Source organism: Paramicrobacterium agarici (assembly GCF_002563955.1).
GTDB classification, from domain to species: Bacteria; Actinomycetota; Actinomycetes; order Actinomycetales; family Microbacteriaceae; genus Paramicrobacterium; species Paramicrobacterium agarici.
The window spans coordinates 1667563-1684070 of sequence record NZ_PDJE01000001.1; the positions used below are offsets into that span (position 1 = coordinate 1667563).

Sequence of the window (16508 nt, forward strand, 5' to 3'; positions counted from 1 at the left end):
ATGAATAGCCCAGAGGACCCTCCTCGATGAAAAAGCAAGATTGTCTCCTTGACGAGCCCTTAGACGCACGGCAAGCTGCCCTCGGCCTGCCCCGCGCATGGAGTCTTCGCCAGACCACCGGGCAGTATCGCGTGACACAGAGCGGCACCATTGCTGTCTCTGTCACCGTCGTGGCCAACCGAACCGACCCTGCTCCGCGGCGCTTCCCACCCGAGGTGCGCGTGCAGGCAGGCGGCGTGGAACTCCCGTGCGTTCTGAACCCACGCTGGTACGGTTCGGCGTCAACGCTCTTCGCCGTGCTCGAAGCCGAACTGCCCGGGCTCACCCAGTTCACGGCATCGGTGCAGGTCGACGACGTGACCGAGTCGCTGCCACTGCTTCCCGCACCGTAAATCCCACCTCACGAAAATGGCCGCTGCAGTCCTGCAGCGGCCATTTCTACGCCTGCGGGTGGCCGCGAACCCAGGAGCGCTCTGACACAGCATCCGAATCGGTTGACGCGATTCCCACTTACGCTTAGACTTTCATTTAGCAGAAAGATAATTCCAGCATACGAAACAACTTGGAAGGGAATCGCCATGACGTACACGGTCAACGCCTCGATCCTTCTCACCGACCTGCCGATCAACGAGCGCCCAGCTGCAGCGAAGGCCGCAGGCTTCGACGCCGTTGAGTTCTGGTGGCCATTCCCGACCGCTGTGCCGGCGCAGTCCGACATCGATGCGTTCGTCGCTGCCGTCAGCGGCGCAGGCGTTCAGCTCACCGGACTCAACTTCTTCGCGGGCGACATGCCCGGCGGCGACCGCGGTCTCGTCTCGTGGCCCGCGCGCTCGGGCGAGTTTCGAGACAACATCGACGTTGTCGTCGAGATCGGTGAGCGACTCGGATGCCGCGCCTTCAACGCTCTGTACGGCAACCGCATTGACGGCGACGATGCCGCACAGCAAGATGGCCTCGCGATCGAGAACCTCGCGCTCGCTGCCGACGCCGTCGCGGCGATCGACGGAACCGTTCTGCTCGAGCCCGTCAGCGGCACGCCCGCGTACCCGCTCAAGACCGCGCACGACGCCCTCGACGTGATCGCCAAGGTCGGCAAGCCCAACGTCAAGCTGCTCGCCGACTTCTACCACCTCGCGGTCAACGGCGACGACGTCGAGCGCGTCATCGCCGAGCACGCCGCCGACTTCGGTCACATTCAGATCGCGGATGCTCCGGGCCGCGGCGCCCCCGGAAGCGGAGAGCTGCCGCTCATGCGCTGGATCGACGACGCCCGCGAGGGCGGCTACGCCGGGCCCATCGGCCTCGAGTACAAGGCCGGCGACGAGAACCCCTTCGCCTGGCTCACGGCAGCGGCAGCGGCATCCTGATCACCTTCACAGACCACCACAAAGGAGTGACACGAATGACAAACGTCACCGTCATCGGCCTCGGCATCATGGGTCTCCCGATGGCCGTCAACCTCGTGAACGCGGGCTTCACCGTCACCGGGTACAACCGAAGCCGGCCGAAGATCGACGAGCTCGTGAGTAAGGGCGGCTCGGGAGCGTCGAGCATCGCCGACGCCGTTGCCGACGCCGACGTCATCATCACCATGGTTCCCGATTCGCCCGACGTCGAGGCCGTCGTTTCGGGTGAGGACGGCGTTTTCGCCAACGCGACGTCCGGAGCGCTCTGGATCGACGCGAGCACTATTCGCCCCGATGTCTCGAAGCGTCTCGCCGAAGACGCGGCGGCCGCCGGCATCCGCCCGCTCGACGCGCCCGTCTCAGGCGGCGAGCAGGGGGCGATCGACGGTGTGCTCTCGATCATGGTCGGCGGCGAGAAGAGCGACTTCGACGCAGCATCCGACGTTCTGAACGCCGTCGGCAAGACGATCGTGCACGTGGGCCCATCGGGCTCAGGCCAGACCGTCAAAGCGGCGAACCAGCTGATCGTCGCGGCGAACATCGAAGCACTCGCCGAAGCTGTCGTCTTTCTCGAGGCCTACGGCGTCGACACCGAAGCTGGGCTCAAGGTGCTCGGCGGAGGGCTCGCCGGCTCGAAGGTTCTCGACCAGAAGGGGCAGAAGATGCTCGACCGCAACTTCGACCCCGGATTCCGACTCACCCTGCACCACAAGGACCTCGGCATCGTCACGTCAGCGGCTCGCGAGGCGAACGTCTCGATTCCGCTCGGCGCCACCGTCGCGCAGCTGGTGGGCAACATCGTCGCCCAGGGCGACGGCGGGCTCGACCACTCCGGCCTCTTTACTCAGGTCGCGCGCTCGTCTGGGCGCGAGTAGCTGACACACGTCTAGGAGAAGACAATGACAAAGATGCGCACCGTTGACGCTGCCGTCCTGATCCTCGAGAGGGAGGGCGCGACCGAGACCTTCGGTCTGCCCGGCGCAGCGATCAACCCGTTCTACTCGGCGATGAGGGCCCACGGCGGCCTGCGCCACACCCTTGCGCGCCACGTTGAGGGCGCCTCGCACATGGCCGACGGATACTCGCGCGCGGCCGCGGGCAACATCGGCGTGTGCCTCGGCACCTCCGGCCCCGCGGGCACCGACATGATCACGGGACTCTACGCGGCCATCGCCGACTCGGTACCGATTCTCTGCATCACCGGGCAGGCGCCGACGCACGTGCTGCACAAAGAGGACTTCCAGGCCATCGACATCGAGTCGATCGCCAAGCCCGTGACGAAGTTCGCCATGACCGTTCTCGAGCCGGCGCAGGTTCCGGGCGCTTTCCAGCGGGCATTCCAGGAGATGCGCACGGGTCGTCCCGGCCCCGTACTCATCGACCTGCCGCTCAACGTGCAGCTCGCCGAGATCGACTTCGACATCGACACGTACGAGCCGCTGCCGCTTGCGACGCCGAAGGCGACGCCGCAGCAGGCGAACAGGGTTCTCGACATGCTGGCTGCATCACAGCATCCGGTCATCGTCGCCGGTGGCGGAATATTCAACGCGGATGCTGCCGCCGAGCTCGTGCAGCTCGCGGAGCTGCTCGACGTGCCCGTCGTGCCCACGCTCATGGGCTGGGGAGCGATCCCCGACGACCACCCGCTCATGGCCGGAATGGTCGGCATTCAGACACAGCACCGCTACGGCAACGCGTCGTTCCTCGAGTCGGACTTCGTGCTCGGCATCGGCAATCGCTGGGCCAATCGCCACACGGGCGACCTCGAGACCTACCGCGCGGGCCGAACGTTCGTGCACATCGACATCGAACCGACGCAGCTGGGCCGCATCTTCGCCCCGGACTACGGCGTCGTCTCTGACGCGAAGGCCGCGCTGCAGGCGCTTCTCGAGGCGGCGCGTGAGCGCAAGGCCGCGGGCACGCTGCCCGACTACAGCGCCTGGGCGACCGAGTGCACCGCGCGCAAGGGCACGATGCACCGCAAGACGCACTTCGACAACGTGCCGCTCAAGCCGCAGCGCGTGTACGAGGAGATGAACGCGGTGTTCGACAACGACACGACCTACGTGTCCACCATCGGGCTGTCGCAGATTCAGGCGGCACAGATGCTGCACGTGTTCGGCCCTCGCCGCTGGATCAATGCGGGACAGGCCGGGCCGCTCGGCTGGACGGTTCCCGCCGCGCTCGGCGTCGTGCGCGGCAAGCCGGGGCAGAAGGTCGTCGCCCTGTCGGGAGACTACGACTTTCAGTTCATGATCGAAGAGCTCGCTGTCGGCGCGCAGCACAACCTGCCGTACGTGCACGTCGTCGTGAACAATTCGTACCTCGGGCTGATTCGGCAGTCGCAGCGTGCCTTCGACATGGACTACCAGGTCTCGCTCGCGTTCGAGAACATCAACTCGCCCGAGACGAACGGCTACGGAGTCGACCACATCAAGGTCGCCGAGGGTCTCGGATGCAAGGCGATTCGCGTCGAGCAGCCCGACGAGCTGGCTCCGGCACTGCGCAACGCGCAGGTGCTGGCCGAAGAGCACCAGGTGCCCGTGATCGTCGAGGCGATCCTCGAACGGGTCACGAACGTGTCGATGGGCACGAGCATCGCCTCGATCAACGAGTTCGAAGAACTCGCTGCGGCTCCCGACGATGCGCCGACGGCGCTCACCGAATTGCAGGCATAATCTGTGCCATGCGCATTCTGATCGCCACCGATAAGTTCAAAGGCTCGCTGACCGGTCCCGAGGTCGCCGACGCGCTCGCGTCCGGCCTCACAGACCACGAGGTCGAGACTGTCCCGGTCGCCGACGGCGGGGAGGGAACAGTGGATGCTGCCCTCGCCGTCGGCTTCACCGAGCGACGCGTCTCGGTGACGGGGCCCACGGGCGAATCCGTGGCGGCCCGGTTCGCCGTGAACGGGGGCGAAGCGGTGATCGAGATGGCCGCCGCGAGCGGACTGGACGTGCTGCCCGACGGTACTCCGGCACCCCTCACGGCCACGAGCCGCGGCACAGGTGAGCTGATCGCCGCGGCCCTCGACGCCGGAAGCACGCGCATTGTGATCGGCGTCGGAGGCAGCGCCAACACCGACGGGGGAGCGGGCGTGCTCGCGGGGCTTGGTGCGCGGCTGCTGGATGCTGACGGAGCCGAGATCCCCGACGGAGGCGCCGCACTCGCTGACGTTGCTGACGTCGACGTGTCTGGGCTCGATCCACGCGTGCACGACACCGAGATCGTGCTCGCCGCTGACGTCGACAATCCGCTTCTCGGCGAGCGAGGCGCCGCCGCCGTGTTCGGGCCGCAGAAGGGTGCATCTGACGAGGACGTCGCGACGCTCGACGCCGCGCTCGCGCATTTCGTCGACGTGCTCAGCGCTGCCGTTCCCGGGGTGCAGGACCTCGCGGAGGCTGCCGCTGCGGGAGCGGCCGGCGGCGTCGGCTTTGCGGCACTCGTGCTCGGCGCCCACCGCGAGCCGGGAACCGCCGTCGTGCAGAAACTCACAGATCTGCCGGCGAAGGTTGCCGACGCCGATCTCGTGATCACGGGGGAGGGCAGCCTCGACGAGCAGAGCCTCGGAGGCAAGGCGCCGATCGGCGTCGCCAACGCGGCGGTTGACGCGGGCGTTCCCGTCATCGCCGTGTGCGGGCGCACGACCCTCAGCGACGAAGCCGCGCGCGACGCGGGTTTTGCTGCCGTGTACGCGCTCTCCGACCTCGAATCTGACGTCGCAAAGAGCATGTCCGGTGCCTCTGAGCTGCTGCATCGCATCGGAACCACGATCAACGCGCACGCCGAGGCGTTCGCAGAAGGAGCAACACCGTGACCGAATCCGCCGCTGCGCGACGCTACGACCTCGTCGTCCGCGGGCGCGTTCTGACCGCCGAGGGTGAGGCCCCGCGAGAGATCGGCGTCACCGATGGACGTATCGTTCGCGTCGAAGCATCCGGCGCCGGTCTCGACGCCGAGCGCATCGTCGATCTCGCCGACGACGAGCTTCTGCTGCCGGGACTCGTCGATTCGCACGTGCACGTCAACGAGCCGGGACGCACCGAGTGGGAGGGGTTCGCGTCGGCAACGCGCGCTGCTGCGGCCGGCGGCGTGACGACGATCGTCGACATGCCCCTCAACAGCATCCCGCCGACCGTGAACGTCGACGCGCTCGACATTAAACGCGAGGTCGCTGGCCCGCAAGCGCACATCGACGTGGGTTTCTGGGGCGGCGCGGTTCCGGGCAACACGGCCGACCTGCGTCCGCTGCACGACGAAGGTGTCTTCGGGTTCAAGTGCTTTCTGTTGCCGAGCGGCGTCGACGAGTTTCCGCCGCTTCCCCTCGACGAGATCGAGCAGGACATGCGGGAGATCGCGGCGTTCGACTCCCTGCTCATCGTGCACGCCGAAGATCCGCAGACGATTGAGACGGCACCGCAGACGTTCGGGCCCGGCTACAGCGGCTTTCTCGCATCACGGCCGCGCGACGCCGAGAACACGGGCATCGCCGCGGTCATCGAGAGAGCGCGGCGTACGGGAGCTCGAGCGCACATTCTGCACCTGTCGTCGAGCGACGCGCTGCCGATGATCGCGGAGGCCAAGCGCGACGGTGTGCGCCTCACGGTCGAGACGTGTCCGCACTACCTCTCGCTCGCGGCGGAGGAGATTCCTGACGGAGCGACGGCGTACAAATGCTGCCCGCCGATCCGCGAGCAGGCCAACTGCGACCTGCTGTGGCACGGGCTTCTCGACGGCACGATCGACTGCATCGTCTCGGACCACTCGCCGAGCACGGCCGAGCTCAAGAGCACGGGCGACTTCGGCACTGCGTGGGGCGGGGTGTCGTCGCTGCAGCTCGGCCTGTCGCTCATCTGGTCGGAGGCACGAGAGCGCGGCATCCCACTGGAGCGGGTCGTGGAGTGGATGTCGTCCGCGCCGGCGAACCTCGTCGGGCTGCAGCGCAAGGGCCGCGTCGAGGTGGGGGCGGATGCTGACTTCGCCGTGTTCGCGCCCGAAGAAGAATTCACGGTCGAGGCCGCCTCGCTGCGTCACAAGAACCCCGTCTCACCCTACGACGGCAAGACGCTCACCGGGGTCGTGCGCCGCACGGTGCTGCGTGGCCTCGAGGTCGACGGTGAGACGCCGCGCGGCGAGCTGCTGCGGCGCGGTGACGCGTAGCATCCTTTCTCGGTCCTCGCCTGCTGCGCGCCGAGGGCCTGTGCTGAGGAGCGCCGCCGTACCTCAGCCGTGCCGGTCAGCGACCGGTCGCCCGCGCTGCCGAGAGCGCCATGAGCACAAGGGGCACCTGCACGGGAAGCCGCAGCACAGCGATAACGATGGCGACCGGTCCACGCCGCCGCGCAACGCGGACGGTACGCACGTTCGCCGGAAAGACGGCGACGAAGAACGCTGAGGCGATGAGACCGCCCAGGCTCTGCGTGCGGCGGAAGGCGAGCAGGCCAGCGATTCCCCACTCTGCCAGGCCCGAGTTGATGGTCCAGAACCGCGGGCTCCCCGGCAACGATCGAGGAACGACAGGATCGAACGTCTGCGGCCTCACCGCGTGTACGAGTCCGCTCGCGGTGAGCAGCGTCGCGAGTGATACCGCCGCACGACGTGAATGGTGTGCACGCTGCGTAGACATAGGCACAGCCTACGCCGTGGCGGTGCCCGTCGTGATCAAGAGGATGCCGCCGGCCAGCAGCGACGCCGTCAGCAGCGCCGCGCCCAGCCAGATCAGCGTGATCCACGCGTTCGGCTTCTTCGGGTCCCGCCCGATGACCGAGAAGAAAAAGCCGCCGGGAATGAGGATCGCCGTTGCGAGCACGCCGCCCGCGACCCGGTCGCCCCACGCACCCACGTCTGCCGCGCTCATGAGTAGCCCGATCACGAGACCGAGCGTCACCAGCATGCCCGCGTGAGCGTGCCCTGCGCGGAAGAACGACTTCTGCAGCCCGTTCGCACCCTGCTTTCCCGTGACGACGCGCAGCATGAATGTACCGCCGTAGGCGATGCCGATGATGGTGAGCAGAACAACGCCGGCCGTGATGGTCATTGATGCGCTGAGCATGATTCCTCCTTGACGATAGTGCCGGTATCCAACAATAGATACTGATACTATCCAATGCAAGAGGTGACGATGAGAATTTCTGAGCTGTCGCGAGCGACCGGCGTCTCGATCGCGAGCATCAAGTACTACGTGCGCGAGGGGCTGCTGCCCGCGGGTGAATCGCTCGGGGCACGGCAAGCTGACTACGGCGACACGCACGTGACGCGATTGCGGCTCATTCGCGCGCTCGTTGACGTTGTCGGCCTGCCGATCGCTCAGGTGAGGCGCCTTTTCGCGCTCATCGCTGATCCAGGCGACGACATGTTCGCGGCGCTCGGCGAGGCTGTCGGTTCTCTGCCCCCCTATGGAACGGACAGTGAAACGGATGCTGCCGCCGAGAGCCGTGCTCGAGCGACCATCGAGCGGCTGGACTGGACCTACGACGCGGGCTACGCGGCGACGGCGCAACTCGAACGCTCACTCGCCGCGCTCGAGGGCACGGGAGTCCCCATGTCAGACGACCGGCTCGAGGTCTATGCCCGTGCGGCTCGCATGATCGCCGAGTTTGACATCGCGCACATGCCCGACGAGAACCCGAGCGCGGCGATCGAGTACAGCGTTCTCGGCACGGCGCTCTACGAGCCGGTTCTCGTCGCGCTGCGGCGGCTGGCGCACCTCGATATTGTGGCGCAGGCGCTCGATGACGACGAGTAGCGGAGCTCAGATCTGCGCGGCGACCAGCTTGATGAGCGTCGCCTCGGGCCGGCATGCGAACCGCACGGGCGCATAGATCGAGGTGCCGAGTCCGGCCGAGACGTTCAGGAACGACGACCTGAGCGCGTGCGTCCACACCGAGAGCCCCTTGACCTTCGTGCGCGGAATATCGCAGTTTGTCACGAGGGCGCCGTAGCCCGGCACGCACACCTGGCCGCCATGCGTGTGCCCCGCGAAGATCATCTGCGCACCGTGCGTGACGAACGCGTTGAGAACGCGCTGATACGGAGCGTGCGCGACACCGAGAGTGACGTGACGCGACACATCGGTGTCGTCGTCAGAGGTCTGGTCGTCGCGCAGTTCATCGATGAGGCCCGTGAGCACGTCGAGCCGGTCGCGATGGATGTGCGGGTCATCCACACCGAAGAAGTCAAGCGCCGTGCCGCGAACATCGAGGCTCGCGACGGCGTTGTTGAGGTCTTTCCACTGTAGCGTCTCGCCGAAGAAGCGGTCCATGGCTGCCGTGTCGAGGTTGGGTGAACGCCGTGGAAGGCCGCCCGTGTGACGCTGGAAGTAACGCAGCCAGTTCTTGCGCAGCGGCCCGTAGTAGTCGTTCGATCCGTGCACGTGAACGCCGGGGATGCCGCGAAACGGCTCGAACGCTCGGCGCAGACCGATGAGACCGTCTTCGTGACCGAGGTTGTCGCCGGTCACGACGACCAGATCCGGCTTCAGCGCCGCAAGGTCGGCTACCCAGCGCTGCTTATCGCGCTGCCACGGCGCCATGTGCAGGTCAGAGACGTGCAGCACCCGGATGCTCTCGGCACCGGGCGGAAGCACGGGCACCGTCTCGGAGCGCAACGTGAACAACCGTCGCTCGATGAGAGAGCCCCACGCGAACGCGCCCGCGCCCGCAGCGACAGCGGTTCCGAGCAGACCGCCGAGCACGCTGAGCCGACGACTACTCATCGTCAATCATCGTCGTTGCCTCGGCCCTTGTCGCCGTTGTCTCCGCAGTACAGCGTGAGGGTCACCGTCGCGCCCTCACCGCCAGTTTCACCGGCACCGGGGTCCTGCTTCGCCACCGTGTCCTTATCGCCGCCTGGTTCGCAGGATCCCGCCTTCTTGGCCGTGAAGCCGGCATCAGCGAGGGCATCCTTGGCGGCATCGTACGACTCGCCGACGACGTCGGGCACAGAGGTGCCCTTGCCGTTGCTGACCGAGATCGTGATCATCGACCCGCTGTTGGCACGCTCACCGCCCGCAGGGTTGGTGCTGGCGACCTTTCCGGCCTCAATCGTGGAGTTGACCTGCTCCTCGGCGACAGTGACGCCGAATCCAGCATCCTTGAGCGTCTTCGTTGCGTCTTCGACGGACTGGCCGACAACATCGGGCACGTCCTTGAGAATGCGCCGTGTGAGGTTCTTATCGGCCTCGGGGAACGGGTTTCCGCCGTAGAGCTCGAAGGTCTTCGACGCAATCGTTTGGGTAATACCGAACTTGACCTGGCTTCCCAGTCCGCCCTTGATCCACTTGTGGTTCATGGGCGTGAAGTTCGTGCTGTTCAGGTTGCCGACCCAGACGGCGTTCGCAGCCTCTGTCGTCGAGGTAACGAGCCACGTGTCCTTGTATGCATCCGTCGTACCGGTCTTACCGAAGATGGGCCCAGTCCAGGGGTTGCCGCCGCGCCCCGTGCCCTGCGTCATCACCTGAGTGAGCGACTGCACAGCGGTCGCCGCGACGTTCTCGGGAATGGCCTGATCGCAGGTCTTGCCGGGAACCTTCATCTCGGAGCCATCGGCCTTGACGATCTTGTCGATTGCCCGCGGTTCGCAGTGCATGCCGCCCGCGGCGAGCGTTGCGTACGCGTTCGCCATGGAGAGCGGCGCGATGGTGTCTTCCGACGTTCCGATGAGGGTTGTGGGGTAGTGCGTCAGCTCGGCGCCCGTCGCGCTGTGCGCGCCCATGGCCTCAGCAGTGTTGGCGATGTCGCACAGGTCGAGCTGCTCACCCATGGCGGCGAGAACCGTGTTGATCGACTGCGTCATACCCTTCTGCACCGTGTACATTCCACCGGGCATACCGCCGCCGTCGCCGGCGTTCTTCGGTCCTGGTGCCCAGTTGGCCGGGCCCTCGCACGTCTGGTAGTGGAAGTCGCGCTTTGTGGCGTTCACGATCTCATTTGTCGAGTGCCCCTGCAGCAGCCATTCGACAAGCACCATGGTCTTCCAGGTTGATCCGGGCTGGAATCCGCTCGAGCCGCCATACTTCTTGTCGGTGTTGAAGTTCACCGCCGTGTAGCCCGGGCCCTTGTCGGGGTTGGCCGAGTACGCCGTGTTCTGCACCATCGCGAGGATGCGGCCCGTTCCCGGCTCGATCGTCGTTGCCGTGCCGCCGAGCTTCATGCCGTCTTCGTGCGACGGAACAGCGGAGTGCAGAGCATCCGCCTCGGTCTTCTGCAACCGCAGGTCGAGAGTCGTGTAAATGTCGAGACCGCCGCGCTTGAGCAGTGAGACGCGTTCGGCCTTTGAGTCACCAAACGCTTCGTTCTCGGAGATCACCTGAGTGACGTAATCGCAGAAGTACGCGTTCGAGCCCGCTGCCGCACACCCGCCCTTCGGCGGCGTGATGTTGGGTTTGATCTCTGTCGCAATCGCCTCGTCGTACTGCTCTTGCGTGATCTTGCCGTAGTACAGCATGGCTTTCAGCACCACGTCGCGCCTTTGCTTCGTGAGTGCGTAGCCGTTCTCGGCGCCATTGTCGGGGTTGTCGGGCTTATCGATCCGAAGCAGGTTCGGGTTGTTCACGATGCCCATAAGCGTTGCCGCCTGCGCGAGGGTCACGTCTTTCGCGCTTGTGCCGAAGTAGTAGTTCGCCGCTGACTCGACACCGTAGATCACGCCGCCGAAGCCCGAGATGTTGAGGTATCCGCGCAGGATCTCGTCTTTCGAGTACTCCTTCTCAAGACCGATCGCGTAGCGCATCTCCTTGAGCTTGCGCGAGTAGTGAACTCCCGCCACCTCGTCGTAGCACTTCGCGAGCTCTTCCTTGGAGTCGGTGTCGCGCTCGCACTTCTGAATGCGCACATTCTTGACGTACTGCTGCGTGATCGACGAACCACCCTGCGTGTCTTCGCCGAGCTGGTTCGACACGAGGGCTCTCAAGGTACCCGTGAGGTCGATGCCTCCGTGCTCGTAGTACCGGTTGTCCTCTGTCGCGACAGCGGCATCCTTGAGGTATTGCGAAATCTCGTCCCACTGAACCTCGACGCGGTTCTGTTCGTAGAAGCTGGCGAGCAGAACGTTCTTATCGCCGTCTTTGGCGTAGATGTTCGACTTCTCCATGAGCGGAGTGATCTCGAGATACTCGGGGAGGTCGTCGAAAACGCCGATCGCGCTGTTCGCCGTGATGCCGGTGACGGCAAGGGCCGGAGTGACAGCGGCAGTGACGAGAACTCCGGCTGCGGCGCTGAGTCCGACAAAGCCGAGAAGGCCTCCGACCACACCTCTAGCCGTTCGTTTCTGTTCAGGCATAGGATTGATGCTAAGTGACGTTTCTGAAAATCCGCCTACGTGCGCGCGCATTTAATCGGATCGTTGCCTCGCGAAATCAGCCCTGACGAAGGAGCCGCATGACCAAATGGGAGTACCTGACCACGCCGCTGATCGTTCACAACACCTCGGCGATCCTCAATAACTGGGGCAGCGAAGGCTGGGAACTCGTGCAGGTCGTGACCGGGCCCGAAGGCGGTCTCGTCGCGTATCTCAAGCGACCGGTTGAGGACGCCTGATGGGCCGGATCGCTGATCGTCTGGTGGAGCTCGGGCTTGAGCTGCCGGCCGTCGCTGCGCCCGTTGCCGCGTACGTTCCGGCCGTCGAGAACGATGGTCTCGTGTACACGTCGGGGCAGCTTCCGTTCGTTGAGGGCGCGCTTCCGGCGACGGGCAAGGTCGGCGATGGGCACGGGCTCGTTCCGGCAGCAGACGCCAAGGATTACGCTCGGCAGTGCGCGCTCAACGCGCTTGCCGCCGCCGAGACCGTGATCGGCTCGCTCGACCGTGTCACGCGAGTGGTGAAAGTCGTCGGCTTCGTGTCGAGCGACCCGTCGTTCACGGGGCAGCCCGGCGTGGTCAACGGCGCGAGCGAACTGCTGGGCGAGATCTTCGGCGACGCGGGCCAGCATGCCCGCTCGGCCGTGGGCGTCGCGGTGCTTCCGCTGGATTCCCCCGTCGAGGTGGAGCTCGTTCTCGCCTACGCGTAGAGCGTTCGCGCGTCACTCGGCCTTCGCGGCCGCGATGCGGTGAGCCGCAGCATCCACTTTGCTGGCAAAGTCGGGATCGTCTTTCGCGCGCTCGAGCACCGCGTCTCGCATCTCAGGGTAGACGGACGGGTCACTGGAGACGAGCAGCAGGTCGACGCCGGCATCGATCGCCATGGTCGCACGTTGCGCCGGTGGCCAAGCCGAGACTTGGGATGCTGCGCTGAGGTCGTCTGTCGTGATGACGCCGTTGAAGCCGATGTCGTCTCGCAACAGCGAGATGACGTCTGACGAGAATGCAGCGGGCAGCTCCGGGTCGATGTTCGCGTAGATCGCCGTGGACATCATGACAACGGCTGCGCCCTCGCCGAGGAGCGTGCGATAGACGCCCATGTCAGGGCCGCCGGCCGTGACGACGTCGTCGACGACGCCCGTTGAGAAGTCGGTGTTGGCCGTGACGTAGCCCAGGCCGGGAAAGTGCTTGAGCGTGGGAAGGATGCCCGCATCGCGCATGCCCGCGGCAAATGCTCCGGCGCCAGCCGCGACGGCCTTCTCATCGCCGCCGTACTGGCGGTGCAGTGCTCCGATCGGGGGATTCGTCGCGGCGCTGCCGTTTGGGACGATGTCGGCGACGGGAGCGAGGTTCATTGTGATGCCCGCGCGAGCGAGCTGCTCGCCCCACGTCGCCGCTGCGGAGCGAAGCGCGTCAGCATCCATCTCCCCTTGTTCGACGGCCGAGGGGATGTCATCGAATCCGGGACCGCTGAGCACCTGGACCTGCCCGCCCTCCTGGTCGGTGGCAACCCAGAGTGGAAGTTCGGATGACGCGAAGCCGGTGAATTGGTCAACGAGCGCGGCCGTCGCGTTAATGTCGTCGGTGGATCGGCCGTGCAGAAAGAGGCCGCCAACGCCGTCGTCGCGAACCGCCGCGAGCGTCGTGTCGTTGACGGCGTCGACCGGCGTGCCGACCATGAAGAGCTGCGCAACCTTCTCAGACAGCGACATCGACGCAGTCGGGTCATTCGGAGTCGGGGATGCGGAGGGCGATGCGGGCACTGAGCTCGACGGTGTGGCGGTCGGTGCGGTGTCAGCTGCGGCGCATCCGCACAAGGTCAGCACTGCGGCCGCCATGACGGCGGTTCGTCTCAATCGTCGCGTTCGGGTCATCGTTGTCATGATCGCAGGCGGCGACGGTCGGCGACAGGCATGGCGGGCCGGCGCGACGTTGGGTAGCATTGCCGCAGCGTCGCGTGCCGGTGGCAGACCGTGTCAGGCATGGAGGCGCCGAATCACGAAGGAGCATGATGATGTCATTGTTCCCTTCGCCCTTACGTGACTGAGGGCGAGAAGGCCAGGTTCGTCGCCTGGAGCGCTGAGCTGCGCGCCGTTCACGAACGGTTGCGAGCGGCACTGCGCGTGACTCGCGAATCGCTTGATCACGCGGAGCGCGCTGTGCCCGCTGCTCGCGACCTGCTGCTGTATTGCCACGGCTTTTGTGTGGCGCTCGCGGGGCACCACGAGGCTGAGGATCGTGAGCTGTTTCCCGCGATCGCGGCTGCGCACCCCGAGCTGCGAGATACGTTGCGCATGCTTGAGCAGGACCACTCCATGATGTCGCACCTGATCGCGGGGCTTGTGGATGCTGTGAAGCACGCTGCGCCGCCCGATGAGCTGGAGCGCCACGTCGAGGGGATCTCGGCGATCATGGAGAGCCACTTCCGGTTTGAGGAGCGGCGTCTGCTCACGGTGCTTGACGCGCTCGCGCTCGACGCGGACCCGGAGAGCGTGCTCGGCCCGTTCTGACCGTTAAACGATGGATGCCGCGGGGCAGCGCCCCGCGGCATCCACCATGTGCAGCGACTAGCTGCGCACCTGGTCGGTAATGACCTTCATCACCATCGTGTCGGCGAGCGTCGTCGTGTCGCCGACCTCACGGCCCTCGGCGAGGTCGCGCAGCAGGCGGCGCATGATCTTGCCCGAACGCGTCTTGGGCAGCTCATTGACAACGAAGATCTCGCGCGGGCGGGCGATCGGGCCGATCTGATCTCCGACCCAGCCGCGCAGATCAGCCGCGATGTCCGCGATCTTCTCTGCTTGGTCGAGGTGGCTTTGCTTGATGATCACGAACGCGACAACGGCCTGTCCCGTCGTCTCATCACTCGCGCCCACAACGGCGGATTCGGCGACCATCTCATTGGCAACGAGCGCCGACTCGATCTCTGCCGTTGAGAGCCGGTGCCCCGACACGTTCATGACGTCGTCGACGCGACCGAGCAGCCACACGTCGCCGTCATCGTCGAGCCGGGCACCGTCGCCGGCGAAGTACTTGTCGCCAAATTTTTCCCAGTACGTCTCCTTGTAGCGCTCCGGGTCGCCCCAGATACCGCGCAGCATCGATGGCCACGGCTCGTCGATCACGAGCAAGCCCCCGTTGCCGTTCTCAACGGCGTTTCCGTTGTCGTCCAGCACCGTGACGGAGATTCCCGGAAGGGCGACCTGCGCACTGCCGGGCTTTGTCTCGGTGACGCCGGGCAGCGCTGACACCATGATCGCGCCGGTCTCGGTCTGCCACCACGTGTCGACAACGGGCGCTGCGTCTGCACCGATGACCTTGCGGTACCACATCCACGCCTCGGGGTTGATCGGCTCACCCACCGAACCGAGCACGCGAATCGACGAGAGGTCGAACTCCTGCGGAACCTGACGGCCGACCTTCATGAACGAACGGATCGCCGTAGGCGCCGTGTAGAAGATCGTGACCTTGTACTTCTCGATGAGCTCCCACCAGCGGCCGGGGTGCGGCGTGTCTGGCGTGCCCTCGTACATGACCTGCGTCGCGCCGTTCGCGAGCGGACCGTAGACCATGTACGTGTGACCGGTCACCCACCCGATATCGGCCGTGCACCAGAACACGTCGGTCTCGGGGTGCAGATCGAAGACCGCCTTGTGCGTGAACGCAGCCTGTGTCAGGTAGCCGCCCGAGGTGTGCAGAATGCCCTTGGGCTTACCGGTCGTTCCCGACGTATAGAGAATGAACAGCGGGTTCTCGGCCTCGAACGCCTCCGGCGTGTGGTCAGAGGATGCTGTCGGCACGACGTCGTGCCACCAGACGTCGCGACCCTCGACCCAGTCCACGTCGTTCTCGCCGCGCTTTACGACGAGCACGTGCTTCACGGTGTCCTGCGTGTCACCGTCCTTGCCCGCGAGCGCCTGGTCGACCGCGGGCTTGAGCGACGAGACCTTGCCCTTGCGCCATGCGCCGTCGGCGGTGATCACGAGCTTGGCCTCCGCGTCGTCGATGCGAGACCGCAGGCTGTCCGAGCTGAATCCGCCGAAGACGACCGAGTGGATTGCACCGAGTCGCGCCACCGCGAGCATCGACACGACGGCCTCCGGGATCATCGGCAGATAGATGGCAACGCGGTCGCCCTTGCCGATACCGAGGTCCGAGAGCACGTTCGCGGCCTTCTTCACCTCGTCGGTGAGCTGCGCGTAGGTGATCTCGCGGGTGTCGCCCGGCTCGCCCTCCCAGTAGATGGCGACGCGATCGCCGTTGCCTTCTTCCACGTGGCGGTCAAGACAGTTGTAGGCGACGTTGAGGGTGCCGTCGTCGAACCACTTCGCGAACGGAGGATTCGACCAGTCGAGCGTTCGTGTGAACGGCGTGTCCCAGCTGATCAACTCGCGCGCTTGCTTCGCCCAGAACTCGAGACGGTCGGCGGCTGCCTCTTCGTAGATCGAGGATGTCACCACGGCGTTCGACGCGAACTCCTCGGTGGGGGCGAACCGACGGTTCTCCTGCAGCAGGTTATCGATCTGCGTATTCATAGTTCGACTCTTCGCTCCTTTGCGGTCTGCGTTCAGTGATGACAATACTCGTTGCAGCCGACCCGCGATAATCCGTGCCGTTCCGCGGATTATGAGGGCTCCTCGCATCAAACGGATATGCCGCGGTGTGCGGGGTTGAAAAATCTGTCCCCCAAAAGGCGGACGGATCGCTTGCGCTCATAGCTCGAATGCGTATTATGAGACAGGCCGAATAACTTCATTCTGGCGTGCAACGCACAGATTCCCCCCAATCGAGACGTTGCGGTGACGGC

At 65.6% G+C, this 16508-nt stretch carries 16 protein-coding genes; 10 read left to right on the forward strand and 6 right to left on the reverse strand.

Annotated elements, in window-relative coordinates; genetic code table 11:
* Positions 1–26: 26 nt before the first annotated feature.
* The 6 genes from ATJ78_RS08185 (at position 27) to allB (ending at position 6566) form a co-directional block, all read left to right on the forward strand.
* Positions 27–392 carry a hypothetical protein gene (locus ATJ78_RS08185; protein ID WP_211288445.1) on the forward strand — a complete coding sequence of 122 codons (366 nt, stop codon included), beginning with the start codon at positions 27–29 and terminating at the stop codon, positions 390–392.
* A 186-nt stretch (positions 393–578) separates the two neighbouring features.
* On the forward strand, positions 579–1367 hold the full coding sequence (locus ATJ78_RS08190; protein ID WP_098407146.1) for a hydroxypyruvate isomerase family protein: 789 nt from the start codon (positions 579–581) through the stop codon (positions 1365–1367).
* Between the two features lie 35 nt (positions 1368–1402).
* Positions 1403–2281: a 2-hydroxy-3-oxopropionate reductase gene (locus ATJ78_RS08195; protein ID WP_098407147.1), complete on the forward strand. Its 879-nt coding sequence runs from the start codon at positions 1403–1405 to the stop codon at positions 2279–2281.
* Positions 2282–2305: 24 nt separating this feature from the next.
* Positions 2306–4084: a glyoxylate carboligase gene (gcl, locus tag ATJ78_RS08200; protein WP_098407148.1), complete on the forward strand. Its 1779-nt coding sequence runs from the start codon at positions 2306–2308 to the stop codon at positions 4082–4084.
* Between the two features lie 8 nt (positions 4085–4092).
* Positions 4093–5223: a glycerate kinase gene (locus ATJ78_RS08205; RefSeq protein WP_098407149.1), complete on the forward strand. Its 1131-nt coding sequence runs from the start codon at positions 4093–4095 to the stop codon at positions 5221–5223.
* Positions 5220–6566, forward strand: a complete 1347-nt coding sequence (gene allB / locus ATJ78_RS08210) for an allantoinase AllB (RefSeq protein ID WP_098407150.1) — start codon at positions 5220–5222, stop codon at positions 6564–6566. The genes ATJ78_RS08205 and allB overlap by 4 nt, the downstream gene beginning before the upstream one ends.
* A 76-nt stretch (positions 6567–6642) precedes the next feature.
* Here the strand turns inward: allB and ATJ78_RS08215 are convergent, their stop codons facing one another.
* Both ATJ78_RS08215 and ATJ78_RS08220 read right to left on the reverse strand, forming a co-directional pair.
* The gene (locus ATJ78_RS08215) at positions 6643–7032 is read right to left on the reverse strand and encodes a DoxX family protein (protein ID WP_098407151.1); all 390 of its coding nucleotides are present in this window, start codon (positions 7030–7032) and stop codon (positions 6643–6645) included.
* A 9-nt stretch (positions 7033–7041) separates the two neighbouring features.
* Entirely contained in the window at positions 7042–7458 is a 417-nt protein-coding gene (locus ATJ78_RS08220; RefSeq protein WP_098407152.1) for a hypothetical protein, read from the reverse strand.
* A 69-nt stretch (positions 7459–7527) separates the two neighbouring features.
* Between ATJ78_RS08220 and ATJ78_RS08225 the strand changes: the two genes are divergently transcribed.
* On the forward strand, positions 7528–8151 hold the full coding sequence (locus ATJ78_RS08225; protein WP_098409284.1) for a MerR family transcriptional regulator: 624 nt from the start codon (positions 7528–7530) through the stop codon (positions 8149–8151).
* A 6-nt stretch (positions 8152–8157) separates the two neighbouring features.
* On the opposite strand, the gene ATJ78_RS08230 is transcribed toward ATJ78_RS08225, so the two are convergent.
* Both ATJ78_RS08230 and ATJ78_RS08235 read right to left on the reverse strand, forming a co-directional pair.
* Positions 8158–9120, reverse strand: a complete 963-nt coding sequence (locus tag ATJ78_RS08230) for a metallophosphoesterase (protein WP_098407153.1) — start codon at positions 9118–9120, stop codon at positions 8158–8160.
* Between the two features lie 2 nt (positions 9121–9122).
* The gene (locus tag ATJ78_RS08235) at positions 9123–11684 is read right to left on the reverse strand and encodes a transglycosylase domain-containing protein (protein WP_169923427.1); all 2562 of its coding nucleotides are present in this window, start codon (positions 11682–11684) and stop codon (positions 9123–9125) included.
* A gap of 98 nt (positions 11685–11782) precedes the next feature.
* Here ATJ78_RS08235 and sp36 point away from each other — a divergent pair, with 98 nt between their 5' ends.
* On the forward strand, positions 11783–11941 hold the full coding sequence (sp36, locus tag ATJ78_RS15955; protein ID WP_169923428.1) for a Sp36 family protein: 159 nt from the start codon (positions 11783–11785) through the stop codon (positions 11939–11941).
* Positions 11941–12411 (forward strand): RidA family protein, encoded by a 471-nt coding sequence (locus ATJ78_RS08240; protein ID WP_098407155.1) that lies wholly within the window; start codon positions 11941–11943, stop codon positions 12409–12411. The genes sp36 and ATJ78_RS08240 overlap by 1 nt, the downstream gene beginning before the upstream one ends.
* Positions 12412–12423: 12 nt before the next feature.
* On the opposite strand, the gene ATJ78_RS08245 is transcribed toward ATJ78_RS08240, so the two are convergent.
* Positions 12424–13575: a glycoside hydrolase family 3 N-terminal domain-containing protein gene (locus tag ATJ78_RS08245; RefSeq protein ID WP_245836252.1), complete on the reverse strand. Its 1152-nt coding sequence runs from the start codon at positions 13573–13575 to the stop codon at positions 12424–12426.
* A 165-nt stretch (positions 13576–13740) separates the two neighbouring features.
* Between ATJ78_RS08245 and ATJ78_RS08255 the strand changes: the two genes are divergently transcribed.
* A complete protein-coding gene (locus tag ATJ78_RS08255) occupies positions 13741–14211 on the forward strand; it encodes a hemerythrin domain-containing protein (protein WP_098407158.1) in 471 nt (156 codons plus the stop codon).
* 57 nt (positions 14212–14268) lie between these two features.
* Here ATJ78_RS08255 and acs read toward each other — a convergent pair whose 3' ends face one another.
* Complete coding sequence (acs, locus tag ATJ78_RS08260; protein WP_098407159.1) at positions 14269–16236, reverse strand: acetate--CoA ligase; 1968 nt, start codon at positions 16234–16236, stop codon at positions 14269–14271.
* Positions 16237–16508: the final 272 nt, after the last annotated feature.

Coding starts and splice junctions, on each gene's coding strand:
- ATJ78_RS08185 (WP_211288445.1), top strand. CDS start 27: ATGAAAAAGCAAGATTGTCTCCTTGACGAGCCCTTAGACGCACGGCAA.
- ATJ78_RS08190 (WP_098407146.1), top strand. CDS start 579: ATGACGTACACGGTCAACGCCTCGATCCTTCTCACCGACCTGCCGATC.
- ATJ78_RS08195 (WP_098407147.1), top strand. CDS start 1,403: ATGACAAACGTCACCGTCATCGGCCTCGGCATCATGGGTCTCCCGATG.
- gcl (WP_098407148.1), top strand. CDS start 2,306: ATGACAAAGATGCGCACCGTTGACGCTGCCGTCCTGATCCTCGAGAGG.
- ATJ78_RS08205 (WP_098407149.1), top strand. CDS start 4,093: ATGCGCATTCTGATCGCCACCGATAAGTTCAAAGGCTCGCTGACCGGT.
- ATJ78_RS08215 (WP_098407151.1), bottom strand. CDS start 7,032: ATGTCTACGCAGCGTGCACACCATTCACGTCGTGCGGCGGTATCACTC.
- ATJ78_RS08220 (WP_098407152.1), bottom strand. CDS start 7,458: ATGCTCAGCGCATCAATGACCATCACGGCCGGCGTTGTTCTGCTCACC.
- ATJ78_RS08225 (WP_098409284.1), top strand. CDS start 7,528: ATGAGAATTTCTGAGCTGTCGCGAGCGACCGGCGTCTCGATCGCGAGC.
- ATJ78_RS08230 (WP_098407153.1), bottom strand. CDS start 9,120: ATGAGTAGTCGTCGGCTCAGCGTGCTCGGCGGTCTGCTCGGAACCGCT.
- ATJ78_RS08235 (WP_169923427.1), bottom strand. CDS start 11,684: ATGCCTGAACAGAAACGAACGGCTAGAGGTGTGGTCGGAGGCCTTCTC.
- sp36 (WP_169923428.1), top strand. CDS start 11,783: ATGACCAAATGGGAGTACCTGACCACGCCGCTGATCGTTCACAACACC.
- ATJ78_RS08240 (WP_098407155.1), top strand. CDS start 11,941: ATGGGCCGGATCGCTGATCGTCTGGTGGAGCTCGGGCTTGAGCTGCCG.
- ATJ78_RS08245 (WP_245836252.1), bottom strand. CDS start 13,575: ATGACCCGAACGCGACGATTGAGACGAACCGCCGTCATGGCGGCCGCA.
- acs (WP_098407159.1), bottom strand. CDS start 16,236: ATGAATACGCAGATCGATAACCTGCTGCAGGAGAACCGTCGGTTCGCC.